The following is a 17,550-nucleotide window of genomic DNA, read 5'->3' on the forward strand; positions in this document are numbered from 1 at the left end:
CACAGGATCTACTCGCGGACCGCCCCCTGGAGCAGTCCGCGGATGAAATGACGCTGGAGGAACAGGTAGAAGATCACGACCGGGGTCGCGACGATGACCGAGCCGGCCGCGAGCAGGGTGAAGCCGGAGGTGTACTGGCCCTGGAAGAAGGCCAGCCCCAGCGGCGCGGTCCGCAGCGACTCGCTGGTCACCATGATCAGCGGGATCAGGAACTCGTTCCACGTCCACATGAACACCAGGACGGTGAGGGTGACGACCGCTGGCCGGGCCGGGGGGACCAGCACCTGCCACAGGATCCGCCAGGTCGAGGCGCCGTCGATGCGGGCGGCCTCGACGATCGCCCGGTTGGAGGCGCGGAAGTAGGCCCGCATCCAGAACGTGCCGAACGCCACCGACAGCGCCACCTGCGGCAGCGCGACCGCCCAGAACGTGTCGGTCAGGCCGAGCGTGCGCAGGTCGAAGTAGAGCGGGACGGCGATGGCCTCGCTCGGCATCATGATCCCCAGCATGAACAGGTAGAACAGCACCGCCTGGCCGCGGAAGCGCATCGTGCCGAACGCGTACCCGCTCATGATCGACAGCACCACGCTGACGACCACGACGAACGACGACACCGCCAGGCTGCTGCGCAGGTAGGTGTCGAAGCGGCCGATCTCCCACGCCGCCGCGAAGTTGCCCAGCCCGGCGGTGCCGCCACTGTCGGCGGGCCCGAACGCGGCCACCAGGATCGTCACGATCGGGAAGAGCGCGAACGCGGCGAACACCGACAGGATCACGTAGTTGGCCAGCCGCTCGCCGCGCGAGATCACGACATCCTCCTGTCGGCGAACCGGTTGATTCCAAACGAGATCACGAAGATGACGGCGGTGAGGGTGACGCCGATGGCCGCCGCCGAGCCGATCTGGCTCAGCCCGAAGGCCCGGTGGTAGACCTCGTACGACGGCACCGACGTGGACTCGCCAGGCCCGCCGCGCGTGGTGATGTACACCAGGTCGAAGGTGCGCAGAGCGGCGATCACGGTCAGCGTCAGGGCGACGGCGATCTCCCCGCGCACCGACGGCAGCGTCACCGCGAAGAACTCCCTGACCGCGCCCGCCCCGTCGAGCCTGGCCGCCTCGTACAACTCGGCGGGGATGCGGCTCATCCCGGCCAGCAGCAGCACGGTCACCAGCCCGGTCTCGAACCACGTGCCGACCACCCCGACCGCGGGCAGCGCGAAGGTGTAGTCGCCGAGCCAGCCGCGCGTCAGCGAGCCGAGCCCGAGCGCCTCCAGCAGCGTGTTCAGCGTGCCGTCGGGGGCGTACACGCGCCGCCAGGCCACCGCCACCACGACCATGGCGATCACCTGCGGCAGGAACACCACCGTGCGGAAGAAGCCGAGCCCGCGCACCTTGGCGTGGTTGAGGATGGCGGCCAGCGCCAGCCCGATGACCAGCGGCACGACCGCGTAGAACACCATGAGCACCAGCGCGTGGACGAAGGCGGCGCGCAGCCCTTCGTCGGCGACGATCGCGGCGTAGTTGTCCAGCCCCACCCACCGGCCGAGCGACAGCCCGTCCCAGTCGTAGAGCGACAACTGCACGGCGCGCCCGATCGGATAGAGCAGGAACACCGCGTAGACGGCGAAGGCCGGCAGCAGGTAGAGATAGGCGACGCGGCGAGGCTCCCCCGGAGGCCGGGCCATGCTCAGCCGTTGCTCTCGGCGAAGGTCTTGTAGTCCTTGTCCAGTGTGGTCAGGAACTCCTGCGGTGTGGCCTTCTTGGCCAGCAGGTCCTGCAGCGCCGCGCCGAGCGTGTCGGCGAACGTCGGGGTGGCGTAGTCCAGGTAGGGCACCAGCCCGTTCTGGGCCGTCACCGTGCCGAAGGCGGTGAAGACGTCCTGCTGCGCGCCCGCCGGGACGCTCTGCTTGGCCGTGTCGGCGACCGGCAGGTTGCCGGTGTCGGTGAGCACCTTCATCGCCTCCGCGTTGGTGATGAAGTCGATGTAGGCCGCCGCCGCGTCCGGATTGGGGCTCTTGGCGGTGATCGCGAACGGCAGTCCGGTGCCGCCGGTCGCCACGGGCGGCGCGTCGGCGGCGGCGCCGGGCGGCGCCATGAAGCCCAGGTCCTCGCCCAGCGCCTTGCTCAGGTCGGCCATGAGCCAGGTGCCCGCGATCATGAACACGCCCTCGCCCTTGCCGAACGCCTGCCAGGCCGGGTCGTAGCCCTGGCCGTTGAACCCCTTGTTGAAGTAGCCCTGGTCGACCCAGGAGACGAGCTGCTCGGCGGCCTTGGTGTTCTCCGGCGTGCTCCACGAGGCGCCCTTGCGGCCGAAGGCCAGCGTGCTGATCTGGTCGGCGGGCACGCCTCGGCTCTGCACGGTGCCGAACACGTGGATGGCCGGCCACTTGTCGAGGTTGCCGAGCTGCATCGGCACTTGGCCGGCGGCCTTGGCCTTGGCCAGCGCGGCCTCGAACTCCGCCCACGTCTTGGGCGGCTGCAGGCCGAGCTCGGTGAGCTTGGCGCGGTTGTAGTAGAGGCCGACGACCTCGCCGACCTGTGGCAGGCCGTACAGGTTGCCCTCGCCGAACAGCTTGCCGTCGGCGCTGTAGCTCGAATAGCGCAGCACCGACTGCGGGTAGCGCTGTTTCCATCCGTACGCCTGCGCGTAGGCGTCCAGCGGGCGGAGCTGCCCGGCCTTGACGAAGGCGCCCATCGACGATCGGCCGTTGTTGGCCTCGACGACGTCGGGGGGTTCGTTGCCGCTCAGGGCCAGGCGCAGGGTCGTGTTGAGGTCGTCGAAGGAGCGGGAAACCCGATTGATCCGGATATTTGGGTACTTCGCCTGGAACGCCGCGTTCAGCTGCTTCATCTGGGCCGCCTGACCGCCGCGTACCTCCTGGTCCCAGACGGTGAGGGTGACGTTGCCGAGGGCTGCGGCGTCGGTGCGCACCGGCGCGGCGCTCGGAGCGGCGGAGGTGGCGGCGGGCGGGAGGGAGGAACCGGGGGCGCACGCGACGAGGGCCAGGGCGCTCATGGCGAGCACGGCGAGGGGCCGCGTCCGCGTCGGGCCGATCATGGTGTTACTCCTTCTGCGCGGGGAAAAGGGGCGTGTCGGGATCCTCGTCCTCGGGCTCCTCCGGCTCCCTTCCCGGGGTCGCGAGGGGCATGCCCACGTCGGCGTACCGGGCGATGGTGGCGGCCGCGCGGTGCACCGCGCCCACCGGCACGGTCGGCACCAGCCGGTCGAGGAAGGCGTAACGGCGGGCCAGCGAGCTGCCGTAGGCGCCGCTGTGGCGGGCCGCCGCCCGCACCTCGTGCCACCAGTCGGCGATGTCGCCCCATCCCGGCGCGGCCAGCGAGCCGCCGAACTGCTGCACCGCCAGCGCCGCGCAGACCTCGGCGAAGGCGAGCCGGTCGCTCAGCGGCCACCGGCTCAGCGTGCCGAGCACGAATCCCGCGCCGAAGACGTCGCCCGCCCCCGTCGGGTCGAGCGCCGTCACCCGAGGCGCGGGCACGAACGCCTCCTCGCCCGTCACGGAGTCGATGGCCATCGCGCCGTTGGCCCCGTCGGTCACCACCGCCAGGGGAACCTGGTCGGCGATCGCGTAGAGCGCGTCGCGGGGGGTGTCGGTGCCGGTGTAGGCCATGGCCTCGGTCGCGTTCGGCATGAACGCGTGGCAGATCTTGAGCTGGTCGAGCACGTCGGACGACCAGGCGCCCGACGGGTCCCAGCCCACGTCCGCGAACAGCAGCGCGCCGTTGCGGTGCGCCAGTTCGGCCCAGTTGCGCTGGCTGCCGGGCGCGTCGAGCGGCTCGTCGGCGGAGAGCGTCACGATCACGGCCTTGGACCGCGGCGGCGAGCCGATCATCTCCGACGCCGACATCGGCGCGGGGTGCCCGTGCGTCACCATGCTCCGGTCGCGGTCGACCGCCATGGAGACCGTCACCGGCGAGTGCCAATGCTCGAATCTGCGCGAACGTGACAGATCAACCGACTCCTGCTCCTCCAGCGTGCGCCAGCAGAAGTCGCCGTAGTCGTCGTCGCCGAACGCGGCGGCCAGCGAGGTGCGCAGGCCCAGCCGGCTGGTCGCGATGGCGAGGTTGGCGATGCCGCCGGGGCACGAGCCCATGCCCTCGGCCCAGATCTCCGTGCCCGACTCGGGCATCGACGGCAGGCCGGTGAAGATGATGTCGAGGAACACGGTGCCCGCCAAGAACACGTCGATCTGCGGGCACTCAGGACTACGCGAATCGGCGAGAGGGTCGTACGGCTGGACAGACACGGGAATGGAGCCTCCTCGACACACCGAGATGTGCGCAATCTTGCATGTTTACTCGCACACTTCAAGTGTTTCACGCGGGCGATTGGCGGAAGATGCTTACTTGTGCGCGAAATTGACTGATAGAATCCGGCCGTGCTTCAGCGCCTCAGGCATGCCGAGATCATGCGCCGGGTCCGACTTTCCGGGGCCACCAGCGTCAGCGATCTCGCCAGCCAGCTCGGCGTGAGCCCGTCCACCATACGCAGGGACCTCGAGGTGCTCGACCGCGACGGCACCCTGCGGCGCGTCAGAGGCGGCGCCCTGGCCAGCGTCGACGCCGACGCCGACCGGCCCTTCGCCGAAGTGGCGGCGACCGATGAGCACGACAAGGAGACCGTGGCCGCGCGCGCCGCCGAACTGGTCGCCGACGGCGAGGTGATCCTGCTCGACATCGGCACCACCACCATGCGCCTGGCCCGCCACCTGCGCGGGCGCCGCGTCACCGTCGTCACCTCCAGCCTCGCCGTCCTCGACGCGCTGCGCGCCGACCCGGAGGTCGAACTGCTGCTGCTCGGCGGCATGGTCCGCCGCCCCTACCACTCGCTGGTCGGCGTGCTCACCGAGGCGGCGCTGAGCCAGGTGGTCGCCGACCGCGTCTTCCTCGGGGCCAGCGGCGTGCGGCCCGACGGGCAACTCGTCGACACCACGCTCGCCGAAGTGCCGCTGAAACGCGCCATGATCGCGGCGGCCGGGCAGGTGGTGCTGCTCGTGGACCGGCACAAGTTCCCCGGCACCGGCGCCCTGCGGGTGTGCGGTCCCGAGGACATCGACATGATCGTCACGAACGCGGGCGCCGACGAGGCGACACTGCGACATTGCGCCGCGGCGGGTGCCGAGGTGCTGCTCACCTGAAGGGGTGTCGATGAAACTGGCCGTTCTCGGGGGCGGCGGCTTCCGGGTCCCGCTCGTGTACGGCGCTCTGCTGCGCGAGTCGTCCAAGCCGCGCGTGGAGGAGGTGGTGCTCCACGACGTGTCCACAGAGCGCCTGGAGGCCATCCGCCATGTGCTGCGCCAGCTCGCAGCCGGGCACGACGACCCGCCGGAGGTGCGGATCACCACCGACCTCGACACCGCGCTGCGCGATGCGTCCTTCGTCTTCTCGGCCGTCCGCGTCGGCGGCCTGGCCGGCCGCACCGCCGACGAGCGGGTCGCGCTGGAGCTGGGCCTGGTGGGCCAGGAGACCACCGGCCCCGGCGGCGTCTCCTACGGCCTGCGGACCGTCCCCGTCGCGGTCCACGTGGCCGAACGCGTGGCCGCCCTCGCCCCCGACGCGTGGGTCATCAACTTCACCAACCCCGCCGGCATGATCACCGAGGCCATGCGGCGGGTGCTCGGCGACCGCGTGATCGGCATCTGCGACTCGCCCATCGGGCTGATCCGCCGGGCCGCCGCCGCGCTCGGGCTCGACCCGGCCCGCGTGTCACCCGACTACGTCGGGCTCAACCACCTCGGCTGGCTGCGCGGGCTCACCTACCAGGGACGCGACGTGCTGCCCGGCCTGCTCGCCGACGACGCGGCGCTGCGGCGGGTCGAGGAGGCCCGCGTCTTCGGGCCCGACTGGGTGCGCACGCTGGGCGCACTGCCCAACGAGTACCTGTACTACTACTACTTCACCCGGGAGTCCGTGGCCGCGACCACCGGCCAGACCAGGGGAGAGGCCCTGCTGGAGCAGCAGGACGACTTCTACGCGGCCGTGCTCGCCCGGCCCGGAGAAGCCCTGGACGAATGGGGCAGAGCCCGCCATCGTCGCGACACGACCTACATGGCCGAAATGCGCGACCTGACCGACGCCGGCGAGCGCGACACCGCCGACCTGGAGGCGGGCGGGTACGAGGGCATCGCGCTGGCCCTCATGGCCGCCATCGCCAGGGGCGAGCCCGCCACCATGATCCTCAACGTGCGCAACGGCGCCGCCGTGCCCGGCCTGCCCGCCGACGCGGTCGTGGAGATCCCGTGCGCGGTGGACGGCGCCGGCGTCAAACCCCTGGCCACCCGGCCGCTCCCAGGCCGCTTCCTCGGGCTGATGCAGCAGGTCAAGGCCGTGGAACAGACGACCATCGAGGCCGCGCTGTCGGGCTCGCCCCGGCTGGCGGTCGAGGCGTTCGCGCTGCACCCGCTGGTCGACTCGGTCTCAACGGCCCGCAAGCTCCTCGACGGCTACCGGGCCCGCATCCCCGAACTGGCCGCCGTCCTGCACGCGTGAGCCCTCCTGCGGCTGCTCATGTGGCATCTTGTTTGTCGACACACCTGCACGGGACCGAGACGAGCGTTCCGGCCTCTTCGTCGATGTGCGTCACCCGCCGCGAGCCGAGGCAGAGGCGGCAGCCGAGAGTGGCGGCGATCCATGGGTCGGACCAGACCCTGTGCTCCCAGGCCGGCGGCAGAGGAGGCGGCGGCGTGTCGCCACGTTCGGCGGGCTCGTTGCCGCCGCCGACCGAGCCTTGGCCGCCGCAGAACTGGCACGCCAGGAACAGGCTGCCGACCTGCTGCCCGCGGTGGCCCTCGCATTCGGGGCAGGTGATGCGGTCGCTCACTTACGGCCGGTCCCACTGCATGTCTTGCATGACACCCACTTGGCTTGCTGGTTCGAGTCGCCGTTCTGGTCGATCCACTCACCGCCGGCGCCCAGGCACACGCCGCAGACGGGCGCGGGCTCCGCTTCCTCGTCCTTCGTCATACCCGGACGGTAGTCGCGTGAACGCGCCGTGTCGCCCGCTTCAGGAAGTCAGTCCGCTCACCGACGCACCCCGTGGGGTGTCACGGCCGTGTGGACACGGCGTCAGGAACCAGAGGAAGGATCCAGGCGTCGAAGCGTTCCTGAAACTCGGCCGCCGCGGCTTCGATGACGTCGTCCGGGTCGTCCGCGGGGGAGAGGCCGAACTGCTCGCCGAGCCAGGCAAGGTACTTCTCGCGAGCCGCGCTCTCCTCTTCTTCCTCCTCCTCATAGAAGACGTACTGCCAGTCGCAGGCGATCGGGCAGTCGAGGGCGCCCAGGAAACGGAAGAACTCCCGCAGATCACGGGCGATGAGGTGGATCCCGCCCTCATGTCCCATCAGGACGATCGGGACGGTGGCCAGATCGCCGCGGTCGTCGAGCCGCCACAGGCAGAACAGGGAACCTCCGTGGTCGGCGTACGCGAAAGGAAGCAGCCGGGCGATGAGTTCGGGGTCATCGAGGAACGCGTTGCGTCCATAGTCGGTCAGCCCACCCCAGTGCGTGAAGTCCTCGCCCGTGGCGTCGACGAACGCCTTGAAGAGATTCAACTCGGGAATCGGTGAGTAAGCATCCGTCATGCGGGACCTCCCTGGGGTCGAATGAGCGCCGTTCACGCGTTTGCCTCGGAGATCGTGCGCAGGGTGGCATAGAAGTCGTCGTTGGACCCGTCCTCGCGAGTTTCGGTGTCGCGCAGGCATCGGAGAGTGGGACGGACCGGCACGAGATCAGTCCTCCCACTCGCCGACGCCGCCCAGCCGGTCGATCTTCTCAGGTGACAGGCCGGTGAGCGCGGCGACGCTCGAACTGAGCGAGCCGTCCAACACCTTCATAGACTCGATCATGCCTTTGCGAACCTCCTCACGGCGCTGTTCCAGGTAGTTTCTGACGGCCTCGGACACGAAGTCCTTTTTGGTCATGCCAAGGAAATGCGCGGCTTGAGAGATCAACTCGTCGGTCGCCGGGTCGATCTTCAAGGGCGCTTGACGTTTCGCAGCAGCAGTCATGCCTATCGCTCCCTCCCTTCCATGGTACCTAAGTACCTCAGGCTTTCCTGCGTCGCCGACTCGTTCTCGAATCTCCTTGAGCGTGGACCTCCTGGGGGCGGCGTCATTGACAGCGATGCCAGGTTTTCCTACTGTTTGGATAGGTATTCGTTCCGCTCAGGCGAGGTGCCCATGACCGCCTCCACCGAGGTGCCGAACTACGCCAGCCCCGTCGACCTGGAGGCCCACGGCCCTTACGGTCCCGGCCGGATGGACACCGGCAAGGGGTTCAACCGCCCGGCCTATCCCTTCCAGGGCCGCGTCACCGCTGACGGGTCGAGCGGCTACCGCGCTGAGCCCGGCCGCTACCACCTCTATGTCTCCTGGGGCTGCCCGTGGGCCCAGCGCACCGCGATCGTCCGCAAGCTCAAGGGCCTGGAGCGGGTCGTGACGCTCTCGTACGTGGACGACGAACGCGACAGTCGCGGCTGGGCCTTCCGCGAACGCCGCGGGGCCGACCCGGTGAACAACTTCGCTTTCCTGCGACAGGCCTACGACGCCACGGAACCCGGTTATCCGGGCCACATCTCCGTGCCCGTCCTCTGGGACCGCGAGACCCGCAAGATCGTCAGCAACAACTTCCCCGACATCACGATCGACCTGGCCACGGCGTTCGAGGAATGGGCGGACACCTCGGTCGACCTCTACCCGCTGGACCTGCGCCCGCGCATCGACGAGCTCAACGAGGAGATCTACCACTCCGTCAACAACAGCCCCTACAAGGTCGCCGGCGCGACGAACCAGCACGACTACGACGAGCACCGTCAACGTGTCGTCACAGCGCTCGAACGGCTGGAGGAGCGGCTGGCCGGGCAGCGCTTCCTGTTCGGCGACCGGATCACCGAGGCGGACGTGCGGCTGTGGCCGACGCTGGGCAGGTTCGACCTCGCCTACAACCCCATGGCCGGGATCAGCGAGCGCTCCCTGACGGACTTCCCGCACCTTTGGGCGTACGCGCGCGACCTCTACCAGCGGCCCGCCTTCCGCGAGACGACCGACTTCGCGGCGTTCCTCCTGCTGTCGAAGGGGCCGGCGCCGTCGTTCCTCAACGGCGGCCCCGAACGCCTCACCGTCGAACCGGCGCAGGCCGACTGGGACGCTCCGCACCATCGCGAACGGCTCACGCAGGGCTGACCTGACGCCGCCCGGGGAAGTGGTCAGCCGTCATTCGCCGAAGTCTCCTGAGGCGGGGCGTTGCGCGCCAACTCCACCCGGGAGGTTATGCCGAGTTTGCGGAAGACCTGGCGCAGGTGGAACGAGACCGTATGAGGGGAGAGGAACATCTGGGTGGCCACCTGACGATTGGTGAGTCCTTGGGAGACGAAGGCCGCGACGCTGCGTTCGGTGTCGGTGAGGCTGTCCCATCCGGTGTCGGGCCGATCCGCGTAGGTCCAGTGGCGGCGGCGTACGCCCAGTTTGCGCAGCCGGGCGCGCGTCCTGGCCGCGTCCCGCAGCGCGCCGATCTTCACATAGCCGTCGGCTGCCTCGTCGAACCTGGCGATGGCGGCCTTGGTGTCACTGTCGCAGGCGCCGTCAGGAACGTCGGAGATCAGCAGGACTCCCAGATCTTCCGCGGCGGAGGCGGCCCCCCACGGGTCGCTGTGGTGTGCTGCCGCCTGGGCCAGCGCTGTGGCGTCCCCATGGAGGATGCCGTGCGCGTGGGCGGCCGAGGCGGCCAGAGAGGGGAAGCCGGGGTTGTCGTGCGCGATCTGCCGGGCCGTCTCCACGATGCGCGTGGCGGCCGAGCGGCGTCCGGCTGCCAGGGCGGTACGGGTCATCCAGGCCGCCGCGTTCGGTTCGAGCATGAGCATCCAACGCCGAGTCCTGAGGTCGGAGTAGCAGGTGTCAAGCGCTTCCATCGCCCGCTCCGGGCCACTCTGGGCCTCACTGACCAGCGCGCCGACCCAGGTGCTCCAGACCGACCCGTACATGGGGCCGTGCGCCGCCAGCTGTTTGGCCTCGATGTGCTCGATGTGCCCGGCGGCCGCCTCCACGTTGCCGCGGCGCAACTCGAGGATGGCCAGGATCGCCAGCCCGAGCAGCGCGTAGGCGTAGGCGCCCATCTCCTCGGTGGCCTTCAATCCCGCCCCGGCCTCCGCGGCGGCATCGTCGGGGCGGCCGGTGGCCAGCGACAGGCAGGCCCGGAAGAATGCCGGGCTGGCGACATGGGAGGTCGGCCCATAGGTCTCAGAGTCCGCGGCGGCGGCCTGAATGACGCTCTCGGCCTCCGCGTACCATCCCACCCCCAAGAGGCAGCGGATCAGGAACAGTCGCGGGTGAGCGCGCCGGGCGGCGGCGGACCCGGTGCTCGCGACGCGTACGGCCTCGTGGACGTCGCGGAAGGCGTCGGCGGCCCGCGCCTCCTCCCAGGCGATGTGTGACTTGAGCAGCAGCGCGCCGACCAGGGCGGTGTCCTTGTGCCCTGCCCGGTCCGTGAGGACTGCGTTCGCCCGGGCCCGGCCCCGCCCGAAGTCGTGCAACGCCAGCAGCCCGTGGAAGACCGTGAGTTCGGTGACGCCGCGCAGTTCGTCGTCGAGGCCGTGCTGCGCGAGCAGCCCCTCGGCCTCGGCCACGGCTTCGGCCGCGCGGCCGCTCTGCAGCAGGACGGATGCCAGTTCGCACCGCATACGATCGGTCCACGGCCCCGGCGGAGCCCGCCGCAGCGCCGCCCGCGCGGATTCGATCGCTTCTGTGAGCCGTCCGGCGGCCGTCAGCGCCTCTACGGCCGTCGCCGTACGGGCGAGAAGATCGGGGTCGGCCGCGCCGGTGAGTTCGAGCGCCCGCATGGCGAGGTCCACCGCGGACTGCGGCGAGTAGGGCAGTACCGCCTGTGCGGCTCGGTCCAGCCCGTCGAGTGCCCGGGTGTCGCCGATCCTGGCGCAGCGCATGAAGTGCGCGGCGGCGGGCACGACCGCGCCGCGTCGCATCAGCATGCATCCGGCCTGTCGCTGTAGTGCCGTGCGCACAGGCTCGGAGATCATGTCCGTGACGACCCGCCACAGCAGGTCGTGCCGGAACGTCAGGCGGTCCACGGCGGGCACGACGATACCCGCGCGGACCGCCTCGGCCAGTCCCGGCAGCAGTGCGTCGACCGGTTCGCCGATCAGCTCGGCCAGATCGTCGACGGAGAACGAGCGGCCCAGGATCCCGGCCACCTGGATCAGCCGTCTGGTCGGCGCGGACAGGCCGACCAGGGGGCTTCGCGCGCCCACCTGAACGGATGCCGGCGAGGTCAGCCGCGCGCTGCCCCCGGCGACCTTGACCATGCCCTCGAGCTTGCACGTTCTCAGCATCTCGACGAGCAGGAACGGATTTCCTTTCGCCTCTGCCGCCATCTCCAGGATGTCCGGCCCAGGTGCCGCGCCCAGGGTGTCGAAGGCGATCTCGGCCACCGCCAGGTCGTCCAGCGGCCCGAGGATGATCCGGTCGGCGCCCTCCCGCTCCAGCAGTTCGAACAGCCTTTCCACGCCAGGGTCGCCGATCGCGCTGGTACGGGCCAGAATCCACCCGAGCGGATACGAGGTGAGCTCCGGCAGCAGTGATCGGAGCACCAGTTGGGTGGTCGGATCGGCCCAGTGCAGGTCGTCCAGGGTGATCAGGATCGGCCCTCGCCCGACCCGCTCCTCCAGGAGGGCGCGCAGCCGTTCGACCAGCGCCAGCCGTAGATCGGCCGCCGACCCCGTCGTGGGGTCCGGTGACATGAGGGCCGGCTCGTCGAGCGCCGTCACCAGCGGGGCCAGGGGTGCCAGACGTCCGAGTTCGTCGGCCGCGCCGTGGGCGACCGCGATCTCGGTTCGCAGGGCGGCTTCGGTGGCCTTGCGGAGCAGGAGGGTCTTGCCCATGCCCGAGCAGCCCTCGACCAGCACGACGCCGCCCTGGCCTGTCTCGATGGCCCGCAGGAGAGCGGCGACGGGGCGCCATTCGCGAGCTCGGCCACGCCAGCCAGGCTGGGACAACGGCGCCTCGGTGTCCGCACCGACCGTATATGGGCGGTTATCCCCCTGGTTCACCCCCATAGGTCCATCACACAACAGGCTCACACCGCGCGCAACATTCCCGGGTTCGGCCCGCCGGCAACGTTGATCTCATGAAACACCGCACACTACACGAATGTGGGATATGCCAGGTTTTCCAGTGAGCCATAATGGGGTGATGTGAATTGATAAACGTCATTTAAATCCAAAATATTATCAAAGAATGGCAAAAGGTGTGGATGTAGATATAGCGTGGATAACTTGAATGAACGGACACCGATGAAGGGGGACTACGTCGATGGGTGTCCAGAGTTCCACCGCTCCTCCCCAGGCGATTCGTTCGGTCGAGCTGCGCCCGCTGCTGGCCGCGATGGAGGCCCTGCGGGACGGGGACTTCCGGGTCCGGCTGCCGATCGACCAGGACGGCATGCCCGCCGAGCTCGCCGCCGTCTTCAACCAGATCGCCGACCGCAATCTGCACTTCGTGGACGAGCTGAGCCGGGTCCGCCGCGAGGTCGTGCGTCACGGCCGGCTCGACGAGCGGCTGTCGGCCAGCCCCGGCCAGGGCGCCTGGGCGGCCACCGTGGGCACGGCGAACTCCCTGGTCGACGTGCTGGTCGTACCGACCGCGAACGCGACGCGCGTCCTGGAGGCGGTCGCGGGAGGCGACCTCACCCAGCGGGTCGACCTGCACGACGACAGCCGGCCGCTGTGTGGCAGCCTGCGCCGGCTCGGGGAGACGGTCAACCAGATGGTCGACCAGCTCTCACTGTTCACGGGTGAGGTCACCCGGGTGGCCCGCGAGGTCGGCGCGGAAGGACGTCTCGGCGGTCGCGCCGAGGTCAACGAGCTGTCCGGCAGCTGGCGGGACGTGACGGATGCCGTCAACACGATGGCCGGCAGGCTCACCGCCCAGGTGCGGGACATCGCCGTGGTGACGACCGCGGTCGCGCGCGGCGATCTGACGCGGTCGGTGACCGTCGAGGCGACGGGTGAGCTGCTGGAGCTGAAGCTCACCGTCAACACGATGGTCGATCAGCTTTCCGCGTTCGCCGACGAGGTGACCCGGGTGGCCCGCGAGGTCGGCACCGAGGGACAACTGGGCGGTCAGGCGCAGGTGCGCGGAGTGTCCGGGGTGTGGAAGGACCTCACCGACAACGTTAACTTCATGGCCCTCAACCTCACCACGCAGGTGCGCAATATCGCCGAGGTGACGACGTCGGTCGCGAACGGTGATTTGTCGAAGCAGATCACTGTGGATGCTCAGGGTGAGATTCTGCAGTTGAAGAACACGGTCAACACGATGGTCGATCAGTTGTCGGCGTTCGCGGATGAGGTGACGCGGGTGGCTCGTGAGGTCGGTACGGACGGGCGGCTCGGCGGGCGTGCGCACGTGCGCGGGGTGTCGGGTGTGTGGAAGGACCTGACCGAGAACGTCAACTTCATGGCGGACAACCTGACCTCGCAGGTGCGGAACATCGCTCAGGTCGCGACCGCGGTGGCGCAGGGTGATCTGGGGAAGAAGATCGATGTCGACGCGCGTGGTGAGATTCTGGAGTTGAAGTCGACGATCAACACGATGGTGGACACGTTGTCGTCGTTCTCGTCCGAGGTGACGAGGGTGGCCCGCGAGGTCGGCACCGAGGGCAACCTGGGTGGTCAGGCGCAGGTGCGTGGGGTGTCGGGTGTGTGGAAGGACCTGACGGACAACGTCAACGAGCTCGCGCTCAACCTCACCACGCAGGTGCGCAATATCGCCGAGGTGACGACGTCGGTCGCGAACGGTGATTTGTCGAAGCAGATCACTGTGGATGCTCAGGGTGAGATTCTGCAGTTGAAGAACACGGTCAACACGATGGTCGACCAGTTGTCGGCGTTCGCGGATGAGGTGACGCGGGTGGCTCGTGAGGTCGGTACGGACGGGCGGCTCGGCGGGCGTGCGCGTGTGCGCGGGGTGTCGGGTGTGTGGAAGGACCTGACGGACAACGTCAACTTCATGGCGGACAATCTGACCTCGCAGGTGCGGAACATCGCTCAGGTCGCGACCGCGGTGGCGCAGGGTGATCTGGGGAAGAAGATCGATGTCGACGCGCGTGGTGAGATTCTGGAGTTGAAGTCGACGATCAACACGATGGTGGACACGTTGTCGTCGTTCTCGTCCGAGGTGACGAGGGTGGCCCGCGAGGTCGGCACCGAGGGCAACCTGGGTGGTCAGGCGCAGGTGCGTGGGGTGTCGGGTGTGTGGAAGGACCTGACGGACAACGTCAACGAGCTCGCGCTCAACCTCACCACGCAGGTCCGCGCCATCGCCGAGGTGACCTCCGCCGTCACGCAGGGTGACATGTCCCGAGTCATTGCCGTTGAGACCCGCGGTGAGGTCTCCGAGCTGAAGGACAACATCAACCAGATGGTCTCCAACCTCCGGGAGACCACCCGGGCCAAGGACTGGCTGGAGTCCAACCTCACCCGCCTGGCCGGGCTGATGCAGGGGCACCGTGACCTCACGGAGGTCGCCGACCTGGTGCTGCGCGAGCTCACCCCGCTGGTCAACGCACAGTACGGCGCGTTCTTCCTGGCTGACACCGACAGTGAGGGCGGGCCCGGGAGGGGGCTCGCCTACATCGCCGGCTACGGTTCGCAGGGCCGGACCGTGGACACCACGGGAATGCCCGGCCATGGCCTCGTGCAGCAGGCCGTCCAGGAGAAGAAGCGCATCCTCGTGGCGGACGCCCCGTCCGACTACATCAAGATCCGCTCGGGCCTCGGGGAGGGCACGCCGACGAGCGTCGTCATCATCCCGATCCCCTTCGAGGACAAGGTGCTCGGCGTCATCGAGCTGGCCTCGTTCAGCCGCTTCTCCGACGTGCACCTGGCCTTCTTCGACCAGTTCGTCGACACCATCGGTGTCGCGATCAACACCATCATCGCCAACTCGCGTACGGAGGCGCTGCTCAGCGAGTCGCAGCGGCTGACGACCCAGCTTCAGGAACGCTCCGTGGAGCTGCAGGCGCAGCAAGCCGAGCTGCAGCGCTCCAACGAGCAGCTTGGGGAGAAGGCGGCGCTGTTGTCGTCCGCCTCGCAATACAAATCGGAATTCCTCGCGAACATGTCGCACGAGCTGCGCTCCCCGCTGAGCTCACTGCTCATCTACGCCCGGCTGCTGACCGACAACGCCGAGGGCCACCTGTCCCCGGAAGAGGAGCAGTTCGCGCACAACATCTACTGGTCGGGCTCCGATCTGCTGCAGCTGATCAACGACATTCTCGACCTGTCGAAGGTCGAGGCCGGCCGGATGGACATCCGGCCGAAGTACCTGCCGCTGGCCACGCTGCTCGACTACGTGAACACCACCTTCCGGCCCATCGCCACCGACCACGGCCTCGCCTTCGACATCGAGGTGTCCGAGGAAGCGCCGCACGACCTCTACTCCGACGGGCAGCGGCTCCAGCAGATCCTGCGCAACCTGCTGTCCAACGCGTTCAAGTTCACTTCCGAGGGCCACGTCAAGCTGCGCGTGGAGCGGGCGGCCGACATCGACGACGAGTCTCTGAGCTCGGCCGAGGACGTGATCGCCTTCACGGTCGAGGACACCGGCATCGGCATCCCGCATGAGAAGCTCACCACGATCTTCGAGGCGTTCGAGCAGGTGCACGGGCCCGGCGGCCACACCAGCGGCACCGGTCTCGGCCTGTCCATCAGCCGCGAGCTCGCCGGCCTGCTCGGCGGCAAGATCGTGGCCGAGAGCGGGCTGGGCCGTGGCAGCAGGTTCACGCTCTACGTGCCTGTGGTCCGCCCACTCCCGGAGGATCGGGGGGAACTGCCCCCGGACCATGTGGAGGCGGCGACAGCCGCACCCGCGCAGGCGGAACCGGTGCCTGCGGAGCCGCCGCCCGTCGCCGCCGCGACCGACGGCCAGGTGGCCGACCTGACCGTCCACCGCGGGCCCGCCGACCGCAGGACCCGACCGTATCGAACAGGTGAGCCCAAAACTGATCGTGCGGCGGAGGTGTTGCCGGGCGCCCAGGTCCTCATCGTCGATGACGACGCCCGCCTGGTCACGGCGCTCACCCACGTCCTCGGACGGGCGGGGATGTCGGTGATACACGCCGCGAACGGCGAGGAGGGCCTTGAGGCGCTCGCACGCCACCCGAAGGTGTCGCTCGTCCTGATGGACATCATGATGCCCGTGATGGATGGCTACGAGGCCATGAGGGCGATCCGCAGCGATCCCCGTCACGCCGATCTCCCGATCATCGCGCTGACCGCCAAGGTCATCGCCGGGGAGCGGGAGAAGGCGCTCGCCGCCGGTGCCAACGAGTACGTGCACAAACCGGCCGATGTGAGCCTGTTGCTCAACGTCGCCTGTGACCTGCTGGATACGGGCGGCACCGAGGAGTAACCTCATGTGACTCCAGGGGCCAGAGTGCGAATTCGGGGCGAATTCTTACCGCCGACCTGCACGGATGTGTGATGTGCGGCGGCGGGGCATCGATGAGAATCAATCTCAGGATCATGTGCCCGGATCCGGTACCGGCGGAGCTGGGCGAAGTGAGGATGCCCCACAATGGATCGCCTGACGAAGTTGCGCCAGTACGTCGACGCTCTCGGCACCCCGGGAACCGCGAACGGCCACGAACACCGTTGGCCCGTGCACGACGAACTCCTGACGTTTCCCGGCGAGGACGAGGTCACCCGGCTCACCCGATCTGTCACTCGCTGTATGGGGCGGCTGGAACAGTCGCTCCAGCGGCAGCGCCGGTTCGCCTCCGACGTCTCACACGAACTCCGCAACCCCATCGCCGGTCTGCGTGTCCGCTTGGAGGAGGCGCGGCTGAACCCACGCCAGACGTGCGTGGAGGAACTGATCGATCAGGCGTTGTCCGACGTCCAGCGGCTGGAGGCGATCGTCACCGACCTGCTCCTGCTGTCACGGATCGAGGCGGCGGGGAACGAGAGCAGGCACAACGGCGCCAGGAAGCCGGAGTTGGTCGACCTGGCGGAGTTGGTGGCCTCGGAGATCCGCCGCCGGCCGGACCGGCTCAGCAACGAGTTGCGGCTCGAGCCCGGGGCGATGGTCATGGGCATCCGCAACGACCTCGTCCGCGTGCTCACCAACCTGCTGGACAACGCCCAGCGGCACGCGACGCGCGAGGTCGAGGTCGAGGTACGCCGCAACGGAAGCGGCGTCGAGCTGATCGTCTCCGACGATGGCGAAGGGATCGCCGAGGCCGACCGCGAACGGATCTTCGAGCGGTTCGTCCGGCTTGACGCCTCCCGCAAGCGTGACCTCGACGGCACGGGGCTCGGCCTGGCGATCACCCATGAGATCGCCAGAGCCCATCACGGCACGATCGAGGTGGGCAAATCCGCCAGCGGCGGGGCCCGCTTCGTGTTCCGGCTCCCGCTGGCGGACGGTCTGGCGTCGTCCAGGCAGGTCCACTCGTACGATCTCGCCGAGGGATCGCGCTGAAGACCGCGCACGTCCGAGGGCGGAGAATCACTTAGGATCACCCT

The 17,550-nt window shown here is 69.0% G+C and carries 14 protein-coding genes; 5 read left to right on the forward strand and 9 right to left on the reverse strand.

Features of this window, described 5'->3' with window-relative positions:
* Positions 1–8: 8 nt before the first annotated feature.
* Genes ACFOY2_RS16710 through ACFOY2_RS16725 form a run of 4 tightly spaced genes read right to left on the reverse strand, consistent with a single transcriptional unit; the run spans position 9 to position 4,264 of the window.
* Positions 9–809 carry a carbohydrate ABC transporter permease gene (locus ACFOY2_RS16710; RefSeq protein ID WP_379528938.1) on the reverse strand — a complete coding sequence of 267 codons (801 nt, stop codon included), beginning with the start codon at positions 807–809 and terminating at the stop codon, positions 9–11.
* Positions 806–1,684 (reverse strand): carbohydrate ABC transporter permease, encoded by an 879-nt coding sequence (locus ACFOY2_RS16715; protein WP_379528939.1) that lies wholly within the window; start codon positions 1,682–1,684, stop codon positions 806–808. Before ACFOY2_RS16715 ends, ACFOY2_RS16710 begins: the two co-directional genes overlap by 4 nt.
* 2 nt (positions 1,685–1,686) lie before the next feature.
* Complete coding sequence (locus tag ACFOY2_RS16720) at positions 1,687–3,057, reverse strand: ABC transporter substrate-binding protein (protein ID WP_379528940.1); 1,371 nt, start codon at positions 3,055–3,057, stop codon at positions 1,687–1,689.
* A 4-nt stretch (positions 3,058–3,061) separates the two neighbouring features.
* Entirely contained in the window at positions 3,062–4,264 is a 1,203-nt protein-coding gene (locus tag ACFOY2_RS16725) for a carbohydrate kinase family protein (protein ID WP_379528941.1), read from the reverse strand.
* A 132-nt stretch (positions 4,265–4,396) separates the two neighbouring features.
* On the opposite strand from ACFOY2_RS16725, the gene ACFOY2_RS16730 reads away from it, so the two are divergent.
* The gene (locus ACFOY2_RS16730) at positions 4,397–5,155 is read left to right on the forward strand and encodes a DeoR/GlpR family DNA-binding transcription regulator (RefSeq protein ID WP_379528942.1); all 759 of its coding nucleotides are present in this window, start codon (positions 4,397–4,399) and stop codon (positions 5,153–5,155) included.
* A gap of 10 nt (positions 5,156–5,165) precedes the next feature.
* Entirely contained in the window at positions 5,166–6,506 is a 1,341-nt protein-coding gene (locus tag ACFOY2_RS16735; RefSeq protein ID WP_379528943.1) for a 6-phospho-beta-glucosidase, read from the forward strand.
* A 16-nt stretch (positions 6,507–6,522) separates the two neighbouring features.
* Here ACFOY2_RS16735 and ACFOY2_RS16740 read toward each other — a convergent pair whose 3' ends face one another.
* The 4 genes from ACFOY2_RS16740 to ACFOY2_RS16755 form a co-directional block, all read right to left on the reverse strand.
* On the reverse strand, positions 6,523–6,837 hold the full coding sequence (locus ACFOY2_RS16740; protein WP_379528944.1) for a hypothetical protein: 315 nt from the start codon (positions 6,835–6,837) through the stop codon (positions 6,523–6,525).
* On the reverse strand, positions 6,834–6,980 hold the full coding sequence (locus ACFOY2_RS16745) for a hypothetical protein (protein WP_379528945.1): 147 nt from the start codon (positions 6,978–6,980) through the stop codon (positions 6,834–6,836). The genes ACFOY2_RS16740 and ACFOY2_RS16745 overlap by 4 nt, the downstream gene beginning before the upstream one ends.
* Positions 6,981–7,060: 80 nt before the next feature.
* On the reverse strand, positions 7,061–7,597 hold the full coding sequence (locus ACFOY2_RS16750) for a hypothetical protein (RefSeq protein WP_379528946.1): 537 nt from the start codon (positions 7,595–7,597) through the stop codon (positions 7,061–7,063).
* Positions 7,598–7,744: 147 nt separating this feature from the next.
* A complete protein-coding gene (locus ACFOY2_RS16755; RefSeq protein ID WP_379528947.1) occupies positions 7,745–8,023 on the reverse strand; it encodes a hypothetical protein in 279 nt (92 codons plus the stop codon).
* 171 nt (positions 8,024–8,194) lie between these two features.
* Here ACFOY2_RS16755 and ACFOY2_RS16760 point away from each other — a divergent pair, with 171 nt between their 5' ends.
* On the forward strand, positions 8,195–9,196 hold the full coding sequence (locus ACFOY2_RS16760) for a glutathione S-transferase C-terminal domain-containing protein (protein ID WP_379528948.1): 1,002 nt from the start codon (positions 8,195–8,197) through the stop codon (positions 9,194–9,196).
* A gap of 23 nt (positions 9,197–9,219) precedes the next feature.
* Here the strand turns inward: ACFOY2_RS16760 and ACFOY2_RS16765 are convergent, their stop codons facing one another.
* A complete protein-coding gene (locus ACFOY2_RS16765) occupies positions 9,220–12,072 on the reverse strand; it encodes a helix-turn-helix transcriptional regulator (protein ID WP_379528949.1) in 2,853 nt (950 codons plus the stop codon).
* 262 nt (positions 12,073–12,334) lie between these two features.
* Between ACFOY2_RS16765 and ACFOY2_RS16770 the strand changes: the two genes are divergently transcribed.
* A complete protein-coding gene (locus ACFOY2_RS16770; RefSeq protein ID WP_379528950.1) occupies positions 12,335–16,435 on the forward strand; it encodes a HAMP domain-containing protein in 4,101 nt (1,366 codons plus the stop codon).
* A 165-nt stretch (positions 16,436–16,600) separates the two neighbouring features.
* Positions 16,601–17,506 carry a sensor histidine kinase gene (locus tag ACFOY2_RS16775; protein WP_379528951.1) on the forward strand — a complete coding sequence of 302 codons (906 nt, stop codon included), beginning with the start codon at positions 16,601–16,603 and terminating at the stop codon, positions 17,504–17,506.
* Positions 17,507–17,550 lie beyond the last annotated feature (44 nt).

The organism is Nonomuraea purpurea (assembly GCF_042650645.1).
In the GTDB taxonomy this organism is placed as follows: Bacteria; Actinomycetota; Actinomycetes; order Streptosporangiales; family Streptosporangiaceae; genus Nonomuraea; species Nonomuraea purpurea.